We start from the raw sequence: 17,918 nt of genomic DNA on the forward strand, positions 1-17,918 counted from the left end.
AAATGGCATCGATAAGAGCGGAAAATCTCGTCAAGCGGTATGGCAGTGTTGAAGCCGTGCATCCGCTGAATTTCGAGATCAATGACGGTGAATTTGTCGCTATTCTGGGTCCTTCCGGCTGCGGCAAGTCCTCGACCATGCGTATGATTGCGGGTCTGGAAACCATCTCCGATGGCGCGATCTATTTCGACGGCAAAAAAGTCAACGATGTGCGCGCTCGTGATCGCAACGTCGCCATGAGCTTTGAGAATTATGCGCTTTATGCGCCGATTACCGTGTTCGAAAATATAGCCTTTCCCCTGCGCGCATCCGGCATGGCGGATGCGGAAGTGAAAAAGCGTGTGCGTGACATCGCATCCAAGATGGAGCTGGAGCCTTTGCTCTCATTGCGTCCCGGCGGTCTGTCGTCCGGTCAGGCACAGCGTGTTTCACTGGCGCGCGCATTGGTCAGGAAGCCGTCGGTCTTCCTGCTGGATGAACCCATCAGCCATCTCGACACGCGTCAGCGTTATCGTATGCGGCGGTTCATCAAGGCGATCCATCAGGAATTTGCCCATACGATGATCTATGTGACCCATGATCAGGAAGAGGCTCTCGCACTCGCCGATCGTATCATGGTCATGAGCAACGGCAATATTCAGCAATTCGACGTTCCCTCCGAGATTTACCAGCGCCCGAAAAATGCTTTTGTGGCGGGCTTCGTGGGCGAGCCTCCGATCAATTTTCTTCCCTATAAAGTCGCTTCGGACCGTGCGCTGGATGTGGAAGGCAATCGTATCGAGCTGCCCGAACACCTCCTGCCGCGCCTGCACGATGTTGGGCCGCAAGGAAACATTGCGGTGCGTCCGCATTTCCTCAAACTCGGCGCACATGGCCCGATCCAATTGCAAGCCAAGGCTTTCATCACCGAGGAACTACAGGATCACAGCATCGTCTTTGCCGATGTCGGTGCGACGCGCATATCCATCGTCACTCCGCCGGATATTCGTGTAGGGCGCGGTGAGGCGGTCACGATCTCCATCGATCCGTCCCAATTGCTCCTGTTTCACGCGGCAAAGGAAGACCAGTTCAAATGACGCGCAAGGCTTATGATTATATCGTCGTCGGTGGCGGTACGTCCGGTTCCTATATCGCGGCCAAGATGGCCGAACAGGGCGCGAGCGTTCTGGTTCTCGAGGCTGGCGGGTCGGATCGCAATCCGCTGATCCAGATGCCGGCAGGTTATGTGAAGCTTCTGAATGCTGCGCGCTATATGTGGTTTTTCCAGTCGATACGACAGGAACAGCTCAATGGACGCACACCGGTCATTCCATCGGGCCGCGTTATCGGCGGCGGGTCTTCGGTCAATGCCATGGTTTACATCCGTGGCCAGTCCACCGATTATGACCGCTGGGTGGAAGCGACCGGCGACGAGGGCTGGCGTTACGAGCGCCTGTTACCATTGTTCCGCGCTATTGAGGGCAATAATCGTTTCAATGACGATCTTCATGGCAGCGAAGGGCCGATGAAAGTATCAGACCCGCTGCATGTCAACGAGCTGTCGCGGGCTTATGTGCAGGCGGCGCAGGCAACAGGATTACCGTTCAAGGCCGACTTCAATCGCGGTCACCAGACCGGAGCGGGGTTTTTCCAGCTCAACACGCATAATGGCCGCCGCTGTTCGGCCGCAGATGCTTTTCTCTACCCGGCGATGAAAACCGGCCTCATCGATATTTCAAGCGGCAGTCTCGTTCATCGGGTGCGTATTGAAAATGGACGCGCAAAGAGCGTGATATTCTCGCGCGGCAATGCGATGACCGAGATCGAGGCGCAAAAGGAAGTGGTGCTGTGCGCAGGAGCTATCGCCACACCTAAAATCCTCATGCTGTCGGGTATCGGTCCGCAGCAACAGCTGAAGGCGCACGGTATTGACGTTGTGCTGGATCGTCCGGGCGTGGGCGAAAACCTTCAGGATCACACCGAGGTGCCGGTCCTTGCCTTCTGTAACGGCAAATATGGCTATTTCGGACAGGACAGGGGCTGGAACCAGATCCGCAACGGCCTGCAATATCTTCTGTTCAAAAGTGGCCCCGTCACATCGAACGGGGTGGAAGCCGGTTCGTTCTTCGACCCGGACGATTTCTCAAACGATGCGAAGATACAGCAGTTCTGTATTCCGTCGGTCTATCTCGACCGCGGCACGACGGATCTGAAGCCGAGCTATGGTGTTACCATCAATTCCTGTGTGCTGCGTCCGGCATCCAGAGGAACGGTCCGTCTTGCTTCCGGAAAGGCCGGCGAACAACCGCTTGTGAACCCGAATTATCTGTCCGATCCCGAAGACTTGCGCTTGTCTATCGCCGGCTTGCGTCAGGCGCGCCGGGTGCTGGATTGCGCACCGCTCAAGCATATGGTCGATCGCGAAATCTTTCCCGGTATGGGCAAGGATACGGACGAAGAGCTGGCCAAACATGCCAGAGCATTCGTCAAAACAGTTTATCATCCGGTCGGAACGGCACGAATGGGGCGTGAGGGCGACCCGAACGCAGTTGTGACCAGCGATCTCAAGGTGATGGGTGTCGAAGGCTTGCGAATCGGCGATACTTCCGCAATGCCGAATATCATCAGTGGCAACACCAACTCGACGACACTTGTGATTGCGGCAAAGGCAGTCGAAGCGATGAGCGGTACTGTGAACGGTGCCATGGGGAGCAGGCGGGCAGGATGATATGAGAGCCAAGAAAACGATTGCAAGGATTGTCCGACCGAAACCGGTATCTGAGATCGTGCTGGAACGACTGCGTGCCGATATAGTCAACAACGAATTTGCACTGGGCGAGAAGATTTCTGAAGGGCAGCTTTCGGAACTTTATCAGGTCACGAAGGCACCGATCCGCTCCGCCTATATCCGCCTTGAAGCGGAAGGGTTGATTGAAATCCGGCCCCAGTCGGGGACTTTTGTTTTCAAGCCGACGCCGCAGGAACTTCAGGCTCTCTCCGAGCTGCGCACGGCGCTGGAACTGGAGGCAGTCTCGCTTGCCATGCAGCGCAGCCTGCCCGTCCTGCAACGCAGCGTCAGCGAAATTTATGACGAGATGGTCGATTGCACGCGGCGCGATGCAATTGACGAATATCAAAAGCTCGATACGAGGCTGCATCTTCTGTTCGTGGAGCGCGCGCAGTCGCCTTTCCTGGAGGAGACGTTTACCAGCAAGGTCAATAGCCGTTTTGCAGCGCTTCGCACGCGTTTCAGCCAGCAACCGCAGCATGTCGAGCATTCGCTCAACGAGCACAAGGGGCTGCGCGATGCGATCAGCGCCAATGATGTGGAAGCGGTGCAAAAGCTTCTGCGCCAGCATATCGGTTATTCCGAAGTCTATTATGCCGGCCTGATGGAAGCGTAATGCTATGACAAACCGAGATCAGATTGCAGAAAATTCTAACATGTTACATGTTTCAGAAGAGTCGCTGATGTGGGCCGTCGTGTGCGATACACCCGATGAGGCGATGAACGGCGTTAGCCTGCGCCGAATTCCACGCCCGCAACCGGCAAAAGGTCAGGTCCGCATCCGCGTCGAAGCCGCTTCGCTCAACCCTGTGGACTGGAAACTCGCGACCGGTTTTGCGCCATGGTGGCAGGGAACCGGCGCGCATGTCGTCGGGCTCGACGGTGCCGGTGTGATCGACAGTGTGGGGCCGGATGTGACGGGCTGGAAGAGCGGAGATCGCGTCGTATGGCACAGCGACCTGAACCGGCAGGGTGTGCTGGCCGAATTTGCACTGGCCGACAGCCATGTCCTGTCGAGACTGCCGGATGATATTGCGGCGACGTCTGCGGCGGCACTGCCCTGTGCAGGCCTGACCGCCTATCAGGCATTGGTGCGTAAGGCGCGCGTGGAAGCGGGGCAAACGGTTCTCGTTCAAGGCGCAAGCGGCGCTGTGGGCGGCTTTGCCATGCAGATTGCCAAATCCAGAGGTGCGACCGTCATTGCTCTGGCACGCAAGGATCAGGAGCCGCGCATAAGATCGCTCGGCGCTGATTACGTCTTGGACCGGCACGCGAAAGACCTGAAGGAACAGGTCCGTGCGCTCACCGGCGGTTACGGCGCCGACATCATGCTGGAAGTTGCCAATCCCGGCGATGCGCGGCAGTCACTGGACCTGATCCGTTATAACGGGCATCTGCTCTGCATCGATCCCATGCCGGTTCTGAATATGGTTCCGCCTTATACCTATGCGGCCTCCATTCATGAGGTTGCGCTGGGTGGCGCTTATGCGGCCGGCCACATTCCGACCCAGAGAGACTTTGCCGTGATGGGTGACGCAATGCTGGCGCTTTTGCAGCAAAACAAGCTCGACCCGATGATCGAGCAGGTCATTTCGCTGGAAGCAGCGGTCGATGCGCTCAAGAACATGCGTGAATGCACCGTATCAGGGAAAATTGTGGTCCGGATCGGAGGAGGTTCATGAGCGTCACCGCCACCCTCCATGGTATTCGCTTTCCGGGCCGCTATATTCAGGGACCGGACGTCTTCGCGCAACTGGGGCAACACAGCCGTGAACTCGGTTCCCGACCGCTGGCTCTTCTGGATGGGTTCCTTTTCCCCGAATTGCAACCGCGTCTGCGTTCTGCTTTCGGCGAGGATATGCATCCGGCGGCCGTCAGACATGGCGGTGAGTGCTCGGAAACAGAAGTCGAGCATGTCCACGAACTGGCGGTCACATCCTCCTGTGACCTGATCGTGGGGATTGGCGGAGGCAAGGTGCTCGATACGGCCAAGGCGGTCGCGCACCGGCTTGGGGTTCCGGTGGTCGTCGTGCCGACAATTGCCGCATCCGACGCACCGTGCAGTGCGCTTGCGGTTGTCTATCGTGACGACGGAACAGTCGCTTACGATCTGTTCCTGCCGCGCAATCCCGATCTCGTCCTTGTCGATACGCTGCTGATCGCGCGCGCGCCGTCCCGCTTTCTGGCGGCGGGGATCGGCGATGCCCTGGCAACCTTCTATGAGGCTGACGCCTGCCGCCGAAGTGGTGCGCATAATTGCATGGGTCTGCCCGGTGCCAGTCTGGCTTATGCCATCGCTTCCAGATGCCGCGATGAAATCTTTGCCTTTGGCGAAGAAGCGCTGGCGCAATGCGACCGCAACGAGGCGGGACCGGCGCTGGAACGTGTTGTCGAAGCCAATATTCTCTTGTCCGGCATCGGTTTTGAATCGGGTGGTGTCGCAGCCGCCCACGCTATTCACCATGGGCTTTGCGAACTGGACGATGTGCATCATCACCTGCATGGTGAAAAGGTTGCCATCGGCGTGCTGGCAGGACTGCTCATGGCCGGCGAAGCCGAAGAATACGAACGCGTGTGCAGTTTCTGCCGATCGGTACGCCTCCCGACCTGCCTGTCCGACATAGGCATTACGGAGGTAACGCAAGAAAAGCTCGCCATCGTGGCGAGACGCGCCACCCGCGAAGGCGAGATTATTCATAACGAACCGATGCCAATTACAGCCGACATGGTGGTTTCGGCACTCAAAGCATTGGCTTCGTGATTTCAAGGACTGAAGAGGAGGTTATATAAAATGGGTGCAAGCACATTCGCAAAGCCGGTCTTCGACGGCAAGGTCGTGATCGTTTCCGGTGGCACCAGCGGCATCGGTCTTGCCATGGCGCGCGGTTTTGCCGAAGCCGGTGCGACTGTCATTGCCACCGGCAGTTCCGAACAACGTATTGCAGAAGCCGCGCAATTTGCGACCGACCGGCTTTCATTCCAGCGTCTGGATGTTCGCGACGCGCCGGGTGTCGATGCGTTTTTTGGCAAGCTTGGGCGCCTGGATGTTCTTGTGAATTGTCAGGGCATTTCCCGCCCCGACAAGGAATGGGACGAAGACACATTCCTGAATGTGATCGACATCAACCTGTCGAGCGCCATGCGTCTCGCCCGCAGCGCTTATCCTCTTTTGAAGGCGAGCGGCGGCAACATCGTTAATGTGGCTTCGATGCTGAGCTATCTTGCCGACGAAACCGTGCCCGCCTACACCGCGAGCAAGGCTGGCATTGTCGGTCTGACCCGCGCCATGGCGCATAAATATGGACGTGACGGCGTGCGCGTCAATGCCATCGCGCCGGGTTATCACAAGACGGACATGACAAAGGATCTCTGGCAGGTCGAGGGCAGCGCGGACAAGATTGCACAGCGCGCAGCCCTGAAGCGCTGGGGCACGGTGGAAGATCTGGTCGGCCCGACGCTCTTCCTCGCTTCGCCTGCGGCACTCTTTGTCACCGGCGCCGTATTGCCGGTGGACGGCGGGTATCACAGCGGCTGACATAATTCCCAAGGCAGACGGTTCCGCAGATGATGCGGAACCGTCTGAGCAATAAATGACATGTTACATTTCTATTTACATCGTCATGTTTTGCAACGGACAGCGAGTATTTGATGAAAAGACGTTATTACGCCGGTTGGGATTTCAAGCGCGCCCGCAGCATCGAGGAGTTGCGTCTGATTGCACGCCGTCGAACGCCGAATTTCTGTTTCGAATACGTTGAAGGCGGAGCGGATGACGAAGTAACATTGCGCCGTAACCGGGAAGTATTCGAACAGATCGGCTTTCTGCCGCGCACGCTTGTCGATGTGACCGACCGTGACCAGTCGGTTGAACTCTTCGGTCAGCGCGTGGCGAGCCCGTTTGCGATCGGACCGACCGGTTTTAATGGAATGCTCACGCATCAGGGCGACCTGAAGCTTGCGCGTGCCGCTGCGAAGGCGGGCATTCCATTTACGCTCAGCAATGTCTCGAATACCTCGTTGGAGGATATTGCCAAATATGCGGGCGGCACCTTGTGGATGCAGGTCTATTTGTACCGCACGCGTGAATTCGTTCGTAAAATTGCGGAACGTGCCAAGGCTGCCGGGTTTCAGGGGCTTGTGGTCACGACGGACATTCCCGTTTACGGCAATCGCGAATGGGACCTGCGCAATTTTCGCCGCCCCATGAAACTCAACTTGCGCAACCTCATCGATACGGCTTTGCATCCGCGCTGGCTGCTGGACGTGCCGATCCCGCATGGGTTGCCACGGTTCAAAAACCTTGGCGATCTCTTGCCGCCGGGACAGGACTCCGCCAAGGGCGCGTCGGCTGTGCTGGCGCGCGAGCTTGACCCATCCCTTAACTGGGACGACATTCGTTGGTTGCGCGACCTCTGGCCGGGAAAACTCATTGTGAAGGGCATCTCGACGGTTGCGGATGCAAGACTGGCGCTCGATTGTGGTGCAGATGGCATCGTGATTTCCAATCACGGCGGGCGTCAGCTCGACGGCGCGGTTTCAGCCTTGGAAGTGCTGCCGGAAATTGCCGCCGATTTGAAGGGCAAACTCGCCATATTGCTGGACGGCGGTTTCCGGCGCGGCACGGATATTCTCAAGGCGAAGGCCCTGGGGGCTGATCTGGTGCTGATCGGCCGGGCCGGGATTTATGGCCTTGCCGCAGGAGGCGAGGCGGGCGCGCAGCACGCCATTGGCATTCTGGCTTCGGAAGTGGACCGTGGACTGGGGCTTCTTGGATGCCCGGACATTGGCGCTCTGAACGAGGATGTCCTGAGGTTTCGCCCGCCGCTGCACCATTATTCTGCGCCGCAAGAATAGGGCAGGGCGTTTGAGCTGTTGAACAATTCATGCGCTAAAGACGCAAAGGTACTGAAAGGGAGTGAGACATATGGAGAATGATGCCAAATTGAGGGCGGCGAAAACAGTGATTGTGACGGGCGCCGGTGGCAATTTGGGTGCGAAGGCCGTCGCCGCACTGGCGGCAGCACCCTGGTGCAAGAAAGTCATCGGCTTCCATTCGCCCAATCGCACACCGCCCAAACCGGAAAACGACAAGATCGAAGTCGTCGTTGCTGATCTGACGGATGCAAATGGAAGCTGGCGGCAGCATCTGAAAGACGTGGATGCCGTTGTCCATTTTGCCGCGAAAAATCCCGTGCCGGATTCCACATGGTCCGAAGCCGCTGCTTCATTCGACATGACCGTCAATCTCGGGCTTGCCTGTCTCGAACACGGCGTTGCTCGCTATGTCTTCTGTTCGTCCAATCATGCGATGGGCGGTTACAAGGACGGTGAACTCGCCGCCGCCATGTCGCCCGGCGCATTGCGTGAGGAATTGGCGCCGGCCCCCGGCACCCGGTGGAACGATGGTACGAAAGACATCGACTCCACCGCCTATGGTTCATCCAAGATCATGGGCGAGCGTTTTGTTGCCGGTCTCGCCGCAGGCTCCAATGGACGCTTGAGCGCGGTGTCGTTGCGTGTCGGCTGGGCGTTACCGGGTGATAATGACCCTGCCGACATCAGCACCTCCGGCTCCCCGAGCGGGCAGAGTTCAACCACCGCGGTCGACGTGGAGGAAGCACGCACATTGCGATGGTTCCGCAATATGTGGCTATCCAACGCGGATTTCGAGCAGCTCGTATTCACCAGCGTTACCGCATCGAGCGATGGCTGGCCGGAGCCAAGTATTGTCGTCAATGGCGTATCGGCAAATGCCGGCTCGGACTGGAGCCTTGAAAATGGCAAGCGGTTCCTCGGTTATCAGCCGCAGGACGATCTTTACGCCCGTATTGGCCAATGAATGGAAAAGAACCCTGTCATGACCGAACAGAATAACAATCCGGACGAAATCACCCTCCTCATCGGCAGCTATACGGATTCACTCCCGCATGTGCAGGCGCGCGGGCAGGGGATCAGCGTTCTGCGCCTTTCCAAAGAGAGCGGTCGTATCACACCGGTTTCGCAATTCACCGAACTCCGCAATCCGACCTATCTCACGCTCTCCGCCGATAAAAAAACGCTTTATTCCGTCGAAGAGCTTTTCGGCAGGGATGGCTCCGCTGTCGCAGCACTCAGTTTCGACAAGGCATCGGGCGCCATGCGTGTGCTCGGACGTGTCGATGCTGAGGGCGACTGGCCTTGCCATGTCGCGCTGGACAAAACCGGAGACAGGCTTTTTGTCTCCAATTATTTGAGCGGGAATTTCGTTACCTGCGAACTTGACGCTTCCGGTGTGCCGACCGGCGTGACAGTCAATATTCAGCGTAGCGGGACGGGCCCGAATGAGAGCAGGCAGGAAGGCCCGCATGTCCACTGTGCTGCGGTTACACCCGATGGCGGCCACGTTCTGGTCTGCGATGCGGGAACGGATGAAATCGCGCGCTATTCGCTTGCCAAAGGCTTGATCGAAACGAGTAGCGATCTTGTGGTGAAAACCAGAGGCGGTTATCTGCCCCGGCATCTGGCGCTTTCGACCGATGGATCGCAGTTCTTCGTCGTGCACGAATTGGGCTGCTCGGTGAGCGCCTATGCTTTTGATGGCGACGAAATACGCCTGATCCAGGAAATTTCCACCTTGCCGGAGGATTTCACCGGTGAATCGGCTTGCGCCGCGATACGCGTTCATCCGAATGGACGCTTTGTCTATGCTTCCAATCGTGGTCACGATTCAATCGTCGCTTTCAGGGTAAATGCCGACAGCGGGCAAATGGAAACTGTTGGCTGGTATTCGACGCAGGGTGAGACACCGCGCGATTTCGCAATCGATCCGAGCGGACACTATCTGGTCGCAGCCAATCAGGACGGCCATTCGCTTGTGGTCTATAAGATTGATCAGACCAGCGGCGCGCTTTCGCCGTTTGGCGCAACCTATGAGATCGGCAGCCCGGTCTCTGTCGTGTTTGCGTGAAGTGCCATTAAGCTTGGAATAAGGCCCCCATTTCAGGGGTTATCAGCATCTAAACAGGGGGCTGATGCAATCTCGATGACATCAGGGTGTTCCGACGATACGTGCTTCGAGCAGATCAAATTTTCCTCGGCCGTACATTTGGCGTTTGATCTGCCGGACCCGGAAGATGTCGGTGCGCTGACCACGGACGGCACTGCGAACTCTCCACGCGATCACTTCTGGGTGAAAATGAGCAATCTGCGGGCAAGCGGAGGAGGTGTTGCATTTCAATGCTATAGGGAGTGACTGATTTTATCCCGTATCCAGTCTCCAACGATCGCAAACGATAAGGTCGTCAATACGATAGCGAGGCTGGGTGCGGCGGCCATCCACCACGCCGTAACGATATAGTTGCGGCTTTCGCTGACCATAAGGCCAAGGGATGTCAGTGGCGGCTGGACCCCCAGGCCAAGAAAACTCAAGCCGGTCTCCAATAGAATGCTTTCAGGGAAGCTGAGCGTCATCTGAACGAGAAGCGTGCCCAAAATGTTGGGGAGGATGTGCAGAACATAAATTCTGGGCGTTTTAGCGCCAAGAATACGTAGCGCCCCAGCATAGCCATTTGCCTCTGCATCCAGCACCAGTCCGCGCGTCAGGCGTGCATAGCGCTCCCAGCCCGCGAACCCGATGATGATGACAATCAGCCAGAAGGACTTGCCAAGCAGCCCGACCGCAATGATGGCAAAGATCAGGAAAGGCAACGAAGCCTGAATGTCGACCATCGTCATGATCGTCTCGCCCAGCCAGCCCCGTCGACGCGCTGCGATCATGCCAAGCGTAATCCCGAGCATAGCGCCGATCAAAGTGCCCAGCACGGCGAGCGTTATGGAAAAACGGATGGCGAAAATCGTGCGGCTTAAAACATCCCGGCCCAGATGATCGCTGCCGAGCCAGAAATTTGTATCGTAACCCAGCAGGCTCGGCGGGGACAGTCTTTGCAGCGGCTGCTGTTCGGCAAAACCGTAGGGAGCCAGCAATGGAGCAAAGAGTGCCGCAATCAGCATCAGCGCCAGCCAAATAGCGGCAAGCGTTACGAGCGGGGTATTTGAAACCAGAGAGATACGCCAACGACGGGCGGTGCTCCGGGTCATTGATAACTCAGCCAAGGCCGCCTGTCCTTATTCTCGGGTTGAGAAAACCGTAAATCATATCGACCGCAAGATTAGCCATCGTGATGGCGATGGTGAAGATCATTACCAGGGTCTGAACGACGGTAAAATCGCGCTGGCCCACGGTATCGACCAGAAGCCGACCGATTCCCGGCCATGCAAAGACCTGCTCCACTATGATCGAGCCGCCCACCAGCCCGCCGACGAGAAAGCCCATGATGGTAATGATCGGGATGGCAGCATTCGGAAGCACATGGCGCAGTATGGTCTCACGGGGAGTTTCACCGGAAGCCAGTGCGGCACGTATATAAGGCTCATGCAGTACATCAAGGACTGCCGAGCGGGTGAACCGGGCAAGGACCGCTGTACCGGACAGGCCGAGCGTCGCGACCGGCAAGATCATATGCGCCCAGGTTGCGCTGCCGGAACTCGGCAACAGGCGAAAACTCACTGCCAGAAGATAGACAAGTCCAATGCCGAAAACGAAGTTTGGTATGCTATAGCCGATTGTGGACACCGTCATCAGGGACTGGTCGAGCAGGGAGCCGCGCCTCAGCGCCGCAATAATGCCCACCGGCAGGCCAATCAGCAACATCAATACAAAGGCCGTTCCCGTAAGCAATAGCGTCGCCGGAATTCTTTCGCTCGCGACCGTTATGGCGGGCCTTCCATTGGCTATGGAAATGCCTCCGTCGCCCGTCAGCAGATTGGCTAGATAGTGCATGTACTGCACCGCAATCGGTCGGTCGAGGCCCCATTGCGCACGAAAGGCGGCGATCACTTCTTCTGTGGCATTATCAGGCAGCAATTGGGCTGCGGGATCACCTGTCAAGCGAAGCATGACAAAGGTCAGGGTCATTACTGTCAGTATGGTGAAAACCGTACGGGCGGTACGAAAAAGGATGAACCGGATCACACTGTATCCTTCAGTTCGACCGTCAACGGCTGATGATCGGATGCATCGGCATCTTTGAGCACTTCCGCTGCAACAAGCCGGTTGGCAAGGCCCGCCGACACCATGATGTAATCGATGCGAATGCCGGCCTTGGCATCCCAGTCTCGGTAAAGGGTGGCTCCCGCTGTCTCGCTGTAACCGAGCGCCGACCAGCTATCGACAAAGCGATCAGGTTCGAATAGTCGCCCATAATGGGGATGAGAGGCGCCTACCAGTGCTGAATATACCGGCCCGCCGGGTTGAGCGTTGAAATCGCCCATCAGGATTGCTTCGCCGGGCACGGCTGGCAATGGATCTTCAAGCCAGCTTCGGTCCGGGTGATCACCGGAGCTTGCAGGACCGTTCAATGCAGCGTTGCGGTGCAGCTGGAGAATGAATTGAGCCTGTTCAAGCCGCTCTTCTTCACTGAGATGCGACAGGTGGCAGGTATAGATTCGCAACGGGCCGGACGGGCAATCGATCACGGCTTCGGTAACGCCACGCTGGATCGAGTGCGCATTGAGCGGCGTGAGTTTGGTCGGGAACAGAAAAGTTCTGACGCTGAGTACGGGCCAGCGAGACAGGATTGCGTTGCCGAAGCGGCGGCGGACCGCTTGGCTTTTGCTTTCGCCCGGCGGCAACAATTTGTGGATATCGACCGTTGTGCCGAAAGCCGTGAATACGGTTTGTCCTTTTTCACGCAGGTGGCCCGCCAGAGCCTCAAGCTGATCGACATTACCTGAACGATCCCAACAGGACTCGATTTCCTGTATGCCAACGATATCTGCACCGGCCATGACCTCTGCCGAACGGATAATATCATACTGATCGTCTCGGCCTTTGCCGTACTGGATATTGTAAGTCATGATACGCATGACGTGTCCTTCCCGGATATGGATGTAGCGGAACGAAAGGCCGCCGGCGTCGGCTTTGCAAAATGGCAGGCGGCGCGATGCTGTGTGCCGACCGTGATTTCTGGCGGAGGTGTTTTGCTGCAAAGGGCGCGGGCAATGGGGCATCGCGGATGAAAGGCACAGCCGGTCGGTTTGCGCGCCGGGTCAGGCGGCTCTCCCGCAAGGCGTGGCGGATGCACTCCGCCAATGCCCCGCTTGCCCGGTATCGCTCCGATGAGCGCGCGGGTATAGGGATGAGCAGGACTCTCGAAGAGTCTGGTGGCGGGTGCCTGTTCGACAATCCGGCCCAGATACATGACCGCCACGTCATCGGCGACATGTCGGACGACCCGCAGGTCGTGCGAGATGAACATACTCGCAAAGCCTTCGTTTTGCTGAAGCTGCCGGATGAGCTCGATTATCTGTGCCTGCACCGAAACATCGAGCGCAGATACGGATTCGTCAAAGACAACAAAACGCGGCTGGGTGATAAGGGCGCGCGCGATAACGACCCGCTGGCGCTGTCCCCCGGAAAGCTCAAGGGGAAGCCGGTTGCCAAGTTGCCTGTTCAGGCCGACCCGTTCCATCAGGGCAAGGGCCTGTTGCTGGGCATCCTTGCGATCAGCCAGGCGATGGATGAGCAGAGGTTCAGCAATCTGCCTTTCGACTGATTGCCGTGGATCGAGCGCGGCCAAAGCATTCTGGAAAACCATTTGCAGATCACGCGCCATGGATTGCCGCTGCCGAGGGGGCCGTTGGGCAAGATCGATACCATCAAACCGTAAAGTGCCGCTATCAGGCAGATCGGCGCCGATCATAAGACGACCAAGTGTGCTTTTTCCCGAACCGCTCTCGCCGACGACGGCAAGGGTTCGTCCCGCCTTGATCGCTATGCTCACGCCATCAACCGCAACAAGCTTCTGGTGTTTTCGAAATAGCGAACTGCTATCGTAGATTCGGCAGACGCCGCGAGCTTCTATAAGCGTCATGTGTCTGCCCTTTCTTTGATTTCTTCCATTATTGCGCGCGAGATGCTGCCATCGAGGTGACAGGCCAGCCCCCCGTCGCCATGCGGCGTGAATGCCGGGCTTTCACTGCGGCAGCGGTTGAAAGCATGTTCGCAACGTAGATGAAATGGACAACAGGCGTCGTCTGCGGGCCGACCCGGCGTTCCGGGGATCGAACGCGGGGGCAAGGGAGAATCAATGTCGGGCATAGCTGCCAGCAAGGCGCGCGTGTAGGGATGGGCCGGGGAATTAAGTACCTTTCGCGTGGTGCCAGTTTCCATGATGCGCCCACCATAAAGCACCATGACATGATCGCTCGTATCGGCAACGACGCCCAGATCATGCGTGATCATCAACAGGCCCAGGCCACGCTCGCTGCAAAGCTCTGCAAGCAGGTCGAGAATTTGCGCCTGCGTGGTGACATCGAGCGCCGTAGTCGGCTCGTCAGCAAGAAGAAAGTGGGGGTTTCCGGCCAGCGCACCGGCAATCATGACACGTTGTGCCATACCCCCGGAAAGTTCATGGGGATAGCTACGCATGATACGATCTGGATTCGTCAGGCCGACACTTTCCAGAAGGGCTTGGGTCGTTTCGGCAATCTTCGCGCTTGAACGGATGCCCTGTAATCGGCGGATCTGCCTGGCAAGATAACGACCCACTGTCCAGCGTGGATCCAGACTGGATTGCGGATCCTGAAAAATCATCGCCAGTTCGCGCCCCCGGAATGCTGCGGCAGTGCCTTGCAGGCCGGTAATGTCCTTCCCGTCCAGCCAGACCGAGCCTGCCACAAGCTGTACCGATGACGACAAAAGGCCGAGGGTTGCGAGTGCGGTCAGGCTCTTGCCGGAACCGCTTTCGCCTACCATTGCAAGAGCCTCGCCGCCACGAAGGTCGAAACTTACATCTTCAACAAGAATTTTGCCTGTCGCACGGGCGATGACCGTCACCCCCCGCACTTCAAGACAGCTTGCGGGCGACATGGTCGCCCGCTTTGTCACGTCGCTCATCTTAGCTGTCAGCAAATTGGAGGTTGTAAGGCCGCAGATCCATGAATTCGAAGCTTACCGGCTTCCAGCCGATATTCTTGCGAACGCCATATATTTCGACGGGTCTGTACAATACGGCGCCCGGTGCTTCTTCTTCCCATATATCAAGCATCCGCTGAAACGCCTGCTTGCGTTCTGTCCCGTCAGGGAGGCTTGCGACCCTGGCGGCGAGATCATTGTATTCTTGCGGCGCTTTCCAGCCATGCGTCGTCTGCGCCGAGCCGCCGGGGCCCCAATCGCTTGTCAGCGGAGTCGCCGCATCCGGCATCTGGAAGCCATTCGACCAATTGCGCATCTGAAGGCCCTTTGCCAGAACCTGATCCCATGTTTCGAGAATCTGCATGTCGACATTCAGGCCAACCGACTTCCACATCTCCATCATCATCTGGATCGCGGCGACCGAGTTGACATAATAGTCGTTAAGCGTCCGGAATGTGATCTTCTCTCCGTTGTAGCCAGCTTCCTTGAGAAGGGCACGGGCCTTTTCGGGATCGTGCTTGAAACCCGGTCGGTCGGCATCATAGCATTCGCCATATTGCGGAATCTGGAATCCGTTGGTGACACCCGCCATGCCGCTCCAGAGCGCCTTGTTGAGAAGGTCACGATCGATGGAGAGATTCAGCGCCTGACGGATACGACGGTCAGAAACCACTGGCGCATCGCTCTGATAGATATAGAGGTGGACGTTTTCGATCTGCGAGGCGCGAGGCTCCACATGTGATTGGGTTTCAAGCATCGCAAGATTGTCCGGGCTAAGCGCACATGCCATGTCGTATTCACCGCTGATCAGGCCCGCGACGCGGGAAGCGACTTCCGGAACAACCTGGAAAGTGACGCGGGAAGCCGTCGGCTTGCCGAGATAATAATCGTCAAAGGCTTCCAGGACGACGCGATCTCCGTTCACGAATTCAACAAACTTGTAAGGACCGGTTCCAATCGGCTTCTGTCCGAAAGCATCCGGACCCATTTCACGATATTCCTTCTCCGGTACAACCCAGGAAATCCAGGATGCAAGGCGCTTTTCAAGTGAATAATCGGCAGCTTTTGTCCGCATTAGAACCGTCTTGTCGTCGACGGCCTCGACGCTTTCGAAACGGGCGGAAAATAGCGGACCGCGCGCAACCATGGGCTTTTCACCCCATATGCGATCGGACGAAAATGAGAAGGCGACATCCTGAGCGGTTACATTGCGGCCATTATGAAATTTCACGCCATCTGCGATGGTCAAGCGCAAGGTACGATCATCTTCTCGCTGCCACGAAGAGGCGATGGCCGGAACGAGCGCGACGCCTGAACCTTCTGCATTGCTGAAAAAATCGCGACGGATAAGCGTATCGAAGATCGCATTGCTGATGCGGTTTCCGACATTGCTGATAGCATTCACCGGCTCCAAACTGACGGGTAGACCTTGTACCGCAATCGTCAGTTCCGGGCGTTGCCGTGCTTGCGCAAGTGACGGGCCAGATAAAATGGCCATCGTGGAGGCAGCGGATGCCGCAGCAAGAAATTTTCGTCTGGAAATCGTAGTCATAATCGTACCTTCTTGATGAATGCGTTGATATGCTCAAAAAGGACAATAGATCTTTATTTATAAATCTGAATGACAGACCAATCTAATATTGGTTATTTTGATTATTAATTAAAATAATAAAAATTACTCGGAGATTTCACCAAGTTTAAAATGAAATATATGCCTAATACTATAGGTCCAGTCCTTTACAGTATGTCTGTTTCATATGTATGACAGGGGAAGATTTTCAGGAGCAGAAGTGATGGTGAGACGTACCTCGGATCCTTTATGGCGGCGGATTGCAAGCGACATTCAAAAGCAGATCGACGATGGTAAACTGGCACCTGGAGAGCAACTGCCGACAGAGATCAGCTTGAGCAAGCAGTTTTCCGTGAGTCGTTTTACCATCAGGCAGGCGCTCGCATCCCTGGAGCGGCAGGGCCTTGTGCAGATTGAACATGGGCGGGGGATTTTCGTTGCCGAACGCTCAATTCCATTTTTGCTCGACAGCCGCACCCGGTTCAGTGAAAATCTGAAGCGGCTGGGGTTAAGCGGCGAGCGTCGCTTCATCGATGCGACTCACGACGATGCATCCGAGACTGTCGCGGTGGCGCTTGACCTTTCGCCTGGCGATGAAATCATCACCGCCTCCGCACTTGCTATCGTTGATCATCGGCCAGCAGGCCTTATTACGGATTATTATGAAGCGGCCCGTTTTGCGGGAATCGACAAGTTGCTGCGCACGAATGCTTCAAGAACCGCCGCCCTCGCTGCTTATGGAATAAGCGACTATGTTCGGCACAGCACGCTGATCAGCAGCAGAATGCCATCTGGTGCAGAAGCAAAGCTTCTTAATATACCACGTACACGGCCATTGATAGAATCCACTAAGATCGATGTGGATACGACGGGACGCCCCCTGGCTTTTGGTGTGGCCAGCTTTTGTGGTGACCGTATTCAGTTTATGATTGAATGAAGTTTTTAGATCCCGTGTCTTTTAAAGCATGTCGCCTGAAAGTGGGAACCGGTTTCGGGATAACGACATGCGTAAAAACAACAACTTAAAGCGCAAGGAGCGAATCTGAAAGATCGCGACACACTTTAACGTCCGGGCGGCTCGTCTCACAATATATTCAGAAGGAGAGTTGGAGCAGGTTCATTTTATGATGGGTCATATCCGCATGCCGCGAAGTAGTTTGCCCATTCGGCAGGTTCGAACGATGTACTGACTTTGCCTACAGCATCCCATAGCGCTTCGACAGAGCGTTCGACTTTGGCCCGCAGTCGAGCACCTGCCGCCCTATTGCTTCTCTGATGTCTGCAACCTGTGCGCGCAGGGGCGCGACTTGACAAGGCAGTAATTGTATATACATTGCATATATCTTTCTTGTATGGGGCCTCTATGACGGATATGCGCAAGACAGCGAAACGCAACAAGAAGGACAGTCAGCTGCTGATCCGTATAAGCAGCACAGAGCGTGAGCAGTTCCTGCAATTATGCAATGAGCTGGATACCAGCGCTGCTCGCGAAATCAGGCAGTTCATACGCGGGTTCATCAAGAAGAACACGTCGAAGGACAGCCGTTTGAGTAAGGAGACAATTCATGTCGAAGAAAAACGACGCCACGGAAAAGAAAGTGATTTCCCTCAAGCAGGAGATTAAGAAG

Annotated in this window: 17 protein-coding genes; 11 read left to right on the plus strand and 6 right to left on the minus strand. The window is 56.5% G+C overall.

Annotated elements, in window-relative coordinates; translation table 11 throughout:
* Nucleotides 1-2 precede the first annotated feature (2 nt).
* The 9 genes from DKP76_RS12575 to DKP76_RS12615 all read left to right on the plus strand — a co-directional run bounded on the left by DKP76_RS12575 (nucleotide 3) and on the right by DKP76_RS12615 (nucleotide 9,713).
* Nucleotides 3-1,076, plus strand: coding sequence for an ABC transporter ATP-binding protein (locus tag DKP76_RS12575; protein WP_109707132.1), 1,074 nt, complete (start codon nucleotides 3-5; stop codon nucleotides 1,074-1,076).
* Nucleotides 1,073-2,707, plus strand: a complete 1,635-nt coding sequence (locus tag DKP76_RS12580; protein WP_109707134.1) for a GMC family oxidoreductase — start codon at nucleotides 1,073-1,075, stop codon at nucleotides 2,705-2,707. The genes DKP76_RS12575 and DKP76_RS12580 overlap by 4 nt, the downstream gene beginning before the upstream one ends.
* Nucleotide 2,708: 1 nt before the next feature.
* Nucleotides 2,709-3,383 carry a GntR family transcriptional regulator gene (locus tag DKP76_RS12585; RefSeq protein WP_109707136.1) on the plus strand — a complete coding sequence of 225 codons (675 nt, stop codon included), beginning with the start codon at nucleotides 2,709-2,711 and terminating at the stop codon, nucleotides 3,381-3,383.
* A gap of 40 nt (nucleotides 3,384-3,423) precedes the next feature.
* Nucleotides 3,424-4,449 carry a zinc-binding dehydrogenase gene (locus tag DKP76_RS12590; protein ID WP_245410226.1) on the plus strand — a complete coding sequence of 342 codons (1,026 nt, stop codon included), beginning with the start codon at nucleotides 3,424-3,426 and terminating at the stop codon, nucleotides 4,447-4,449.
* Nucleotides 4,446-5,528, plus strand: a complete 1,083-nt coding sequence (locus DKP76_RS12595; RefSeq protein WP_109707138.1) for a glycerol dehydrogenase — start codon at nucleotides 4,446-4,448, stop codon at nucleotides 5,526-5,528. Before DKP76_RS12590 ends, DKP76_RS12595 begins: the two co-directional genes overlap by 4 nt.
* Nucleotides 5,529-5,558: 30 nt before the next feature.
* Nucleotides 5,559-6,302: an SDR family NAD(P)-dependent oxidoreductase gene (locus DKP76_RS12600; RefSeq protein ID WP_109707140.1), complete on the plus strand. Its 744-nt coding sequence runs from the start codon at nucleotides 5,559-5,561 to the stop codon at nucleotides 6,300-6,302.
* A gap of 113 nt (nucleotides 6,303-6,415) precedes the next feature.
* Nucleotides 6,416-7,621: an alpha-hydroxy acid oxidase gene (locus DKP76_RS12605; RefSeq protein WP_109707142.1), complete on the plus strand. Its 1,206-nt coding sequence runs from the start codon at nucleotides 6,416-6,418 to the stop codon at nucleotides 7,619-7,621.
* 70 nt (nucleotides 7,622-7,691) lie between these two features.
* Nucleotides 7,692-8,606, plus strand: coding sequence for an NAD-dependent epimerase/dehydratase family protein (locus tag DKP76_RS12610; protein ID WP_109707144.1), 915 nt, complete (start codon nucleotides 7,692-7,694; stop codon nucleotides 8,604-8,606).
* Nucleotides 8,607-8,624: 18 nt separating this feature from the next.
* The gene (locus DKP76_RS12615) at nucleotides 8,625-9,713 is read left to right on the plus strand and encodes a lactonase family protein (protein ID WP_158279444.1); all 1,089 of its coding nucleotides are present in this window, start codon (nucleotides 8,625-8,627) and stop codon (nucleotides 9,711-9,713) included.
* Between the two features lie 272 nt (nucleotides 9,714-9,985).
* Here DKP76_RS12615 and DKP76_RS12620 read toward each other — a convergent pair whose 3' ends face one another.
* Genes DKP76_RS12620 through DKP76_RS12645 form a run of 6 tightly spaced genes read right to left on the minus strand, consistent with a single transcriptional unit; the run spans nucleotide 9,986 to nucleotide 16,272 of the window.
* Complete coding sequence (locus tag DKP76_RS12620; RefSeq protein WP_109707148.1) at nucleotides 9,986-10,843, minus strand: ABC transporter permease; 858 nt, start codon at nucleotides 10,841-10,843, stop codon at nucleotides 9,986-9,988.
* Between the two features lie 7 nt (nucleotides 10,844-10,850).
* Nucleotides 10,851-11,777, minus strand: coding sequence for an ABC transporter permease (locus DKP76_RS12625; RefSeq protein ID WP_109707150.1), 927 nt, complete (start codon nucleotides 11,775-11,777; stop codon nucleotides 10,851-10,853).
* The gene (locus DKP76_RS12630; protein ID WP_158279445.1) at nucleotides 11,774-12,670 is read right to left on the minus strand and encodes an endonuclease/exonuclease/phosphatase family protein; all 897 of its coding nucleotides are present in this window, start codon (nucleotides 12,668-12,670) and stop codon (nucleotides 11,774-11,776) included. Before DKP76_RS12630 ends, DKP76_RS12625 begins: the two co-directional genes overlap by 4 nt.
* Nucleotides 12,658-13,677 (minus strand): ABC transporter ATP-binding protein, encoded by a 1,020-nt coding sequence (locus tag DKP76_RS12635; RefSeq protein WP_109707153.1) that lies wholly within the window; start codon nucleotides 13,675-13,677, stop codon nucleotides 12,658-12,660. Before DKP76_RS12635 ends, DKP76_RS12630 begins: the two co-directional genes overlap by 13 nt.
* Nucleotides 13,674-14,702 (minus strand): ABC transporter ATP-binding protein, encoded by a 1,029-nt coding sequence (locus DKP76_RS12640; RefSeq protein ID WP_109707154.1) that lies wholly within the window; start codon nucleotides 14,700-14,702, stop codon nucleotides 13,674-13,676. Before DKP76_RS12640 ends, DKP76_RS12635 begins: the two co-directional genes overlap by 4 nt.
* A gap of 1 nt (nucleotide 14,703) precedes the next feature.
* Complete coding sequence (locus tag DKP76_RS12645) at nucleotides 14,704-16,272, minus strand: ABC transporter substrate-binding protein (protein ID WP_109707155.1); 1,569 nt, start codon at nucleotides 16,270-16,272, stop codon at nucleotides 14,704-14,706.
* A 241-nt stretch (nucleotides 16,273-16,513) separates the two neighbouring features.
* Here DKP76_RS12645 and phnF point away from each other — a divergent pair, with 241 nt between their 5' ends.
* Together phnF and DKP76_RS12655 are read left to right on the plus strand one after the other, a co-directional pair.
* Nucleotides 16,514-17,227 (plus strand): phosphonate metabolism transcriptional regulator PhnF, encoded by a 714-nt coding sequence (gene phnF / locus DKP76_RS12650; protein ID WP_158279446.1) that lies wholly within the window; start codon nucleotides 16,514-16,516, stop codon nucleotides 17,225-17,227.
* 426 nt (nucleotides 17,228-17,653) lie between these two features.
* Nucleotides 17,654-17,914 (plus strand): hypothetical protein, encoded by a 261-nt coding sequence (locus DKP76_RS12655; protein ID WP_199224805.1) that lies wholly within the window; start codon nucleotides 17,654-17,656, stop codon nucleotides 17,912-17,914.
* Nucleotides 17,915-17,918: the final 4 nt, after the last annotated feature.

The organism is Falsochrobactrum shanghaiense, from assembly GCF_003149535.1.
GTDB lineage: Bacteria > Pseudomonadota > Alphaproteobacteria > Rhizobiales > Rhizobiaceae > Brucella > Brucella shanghaiense.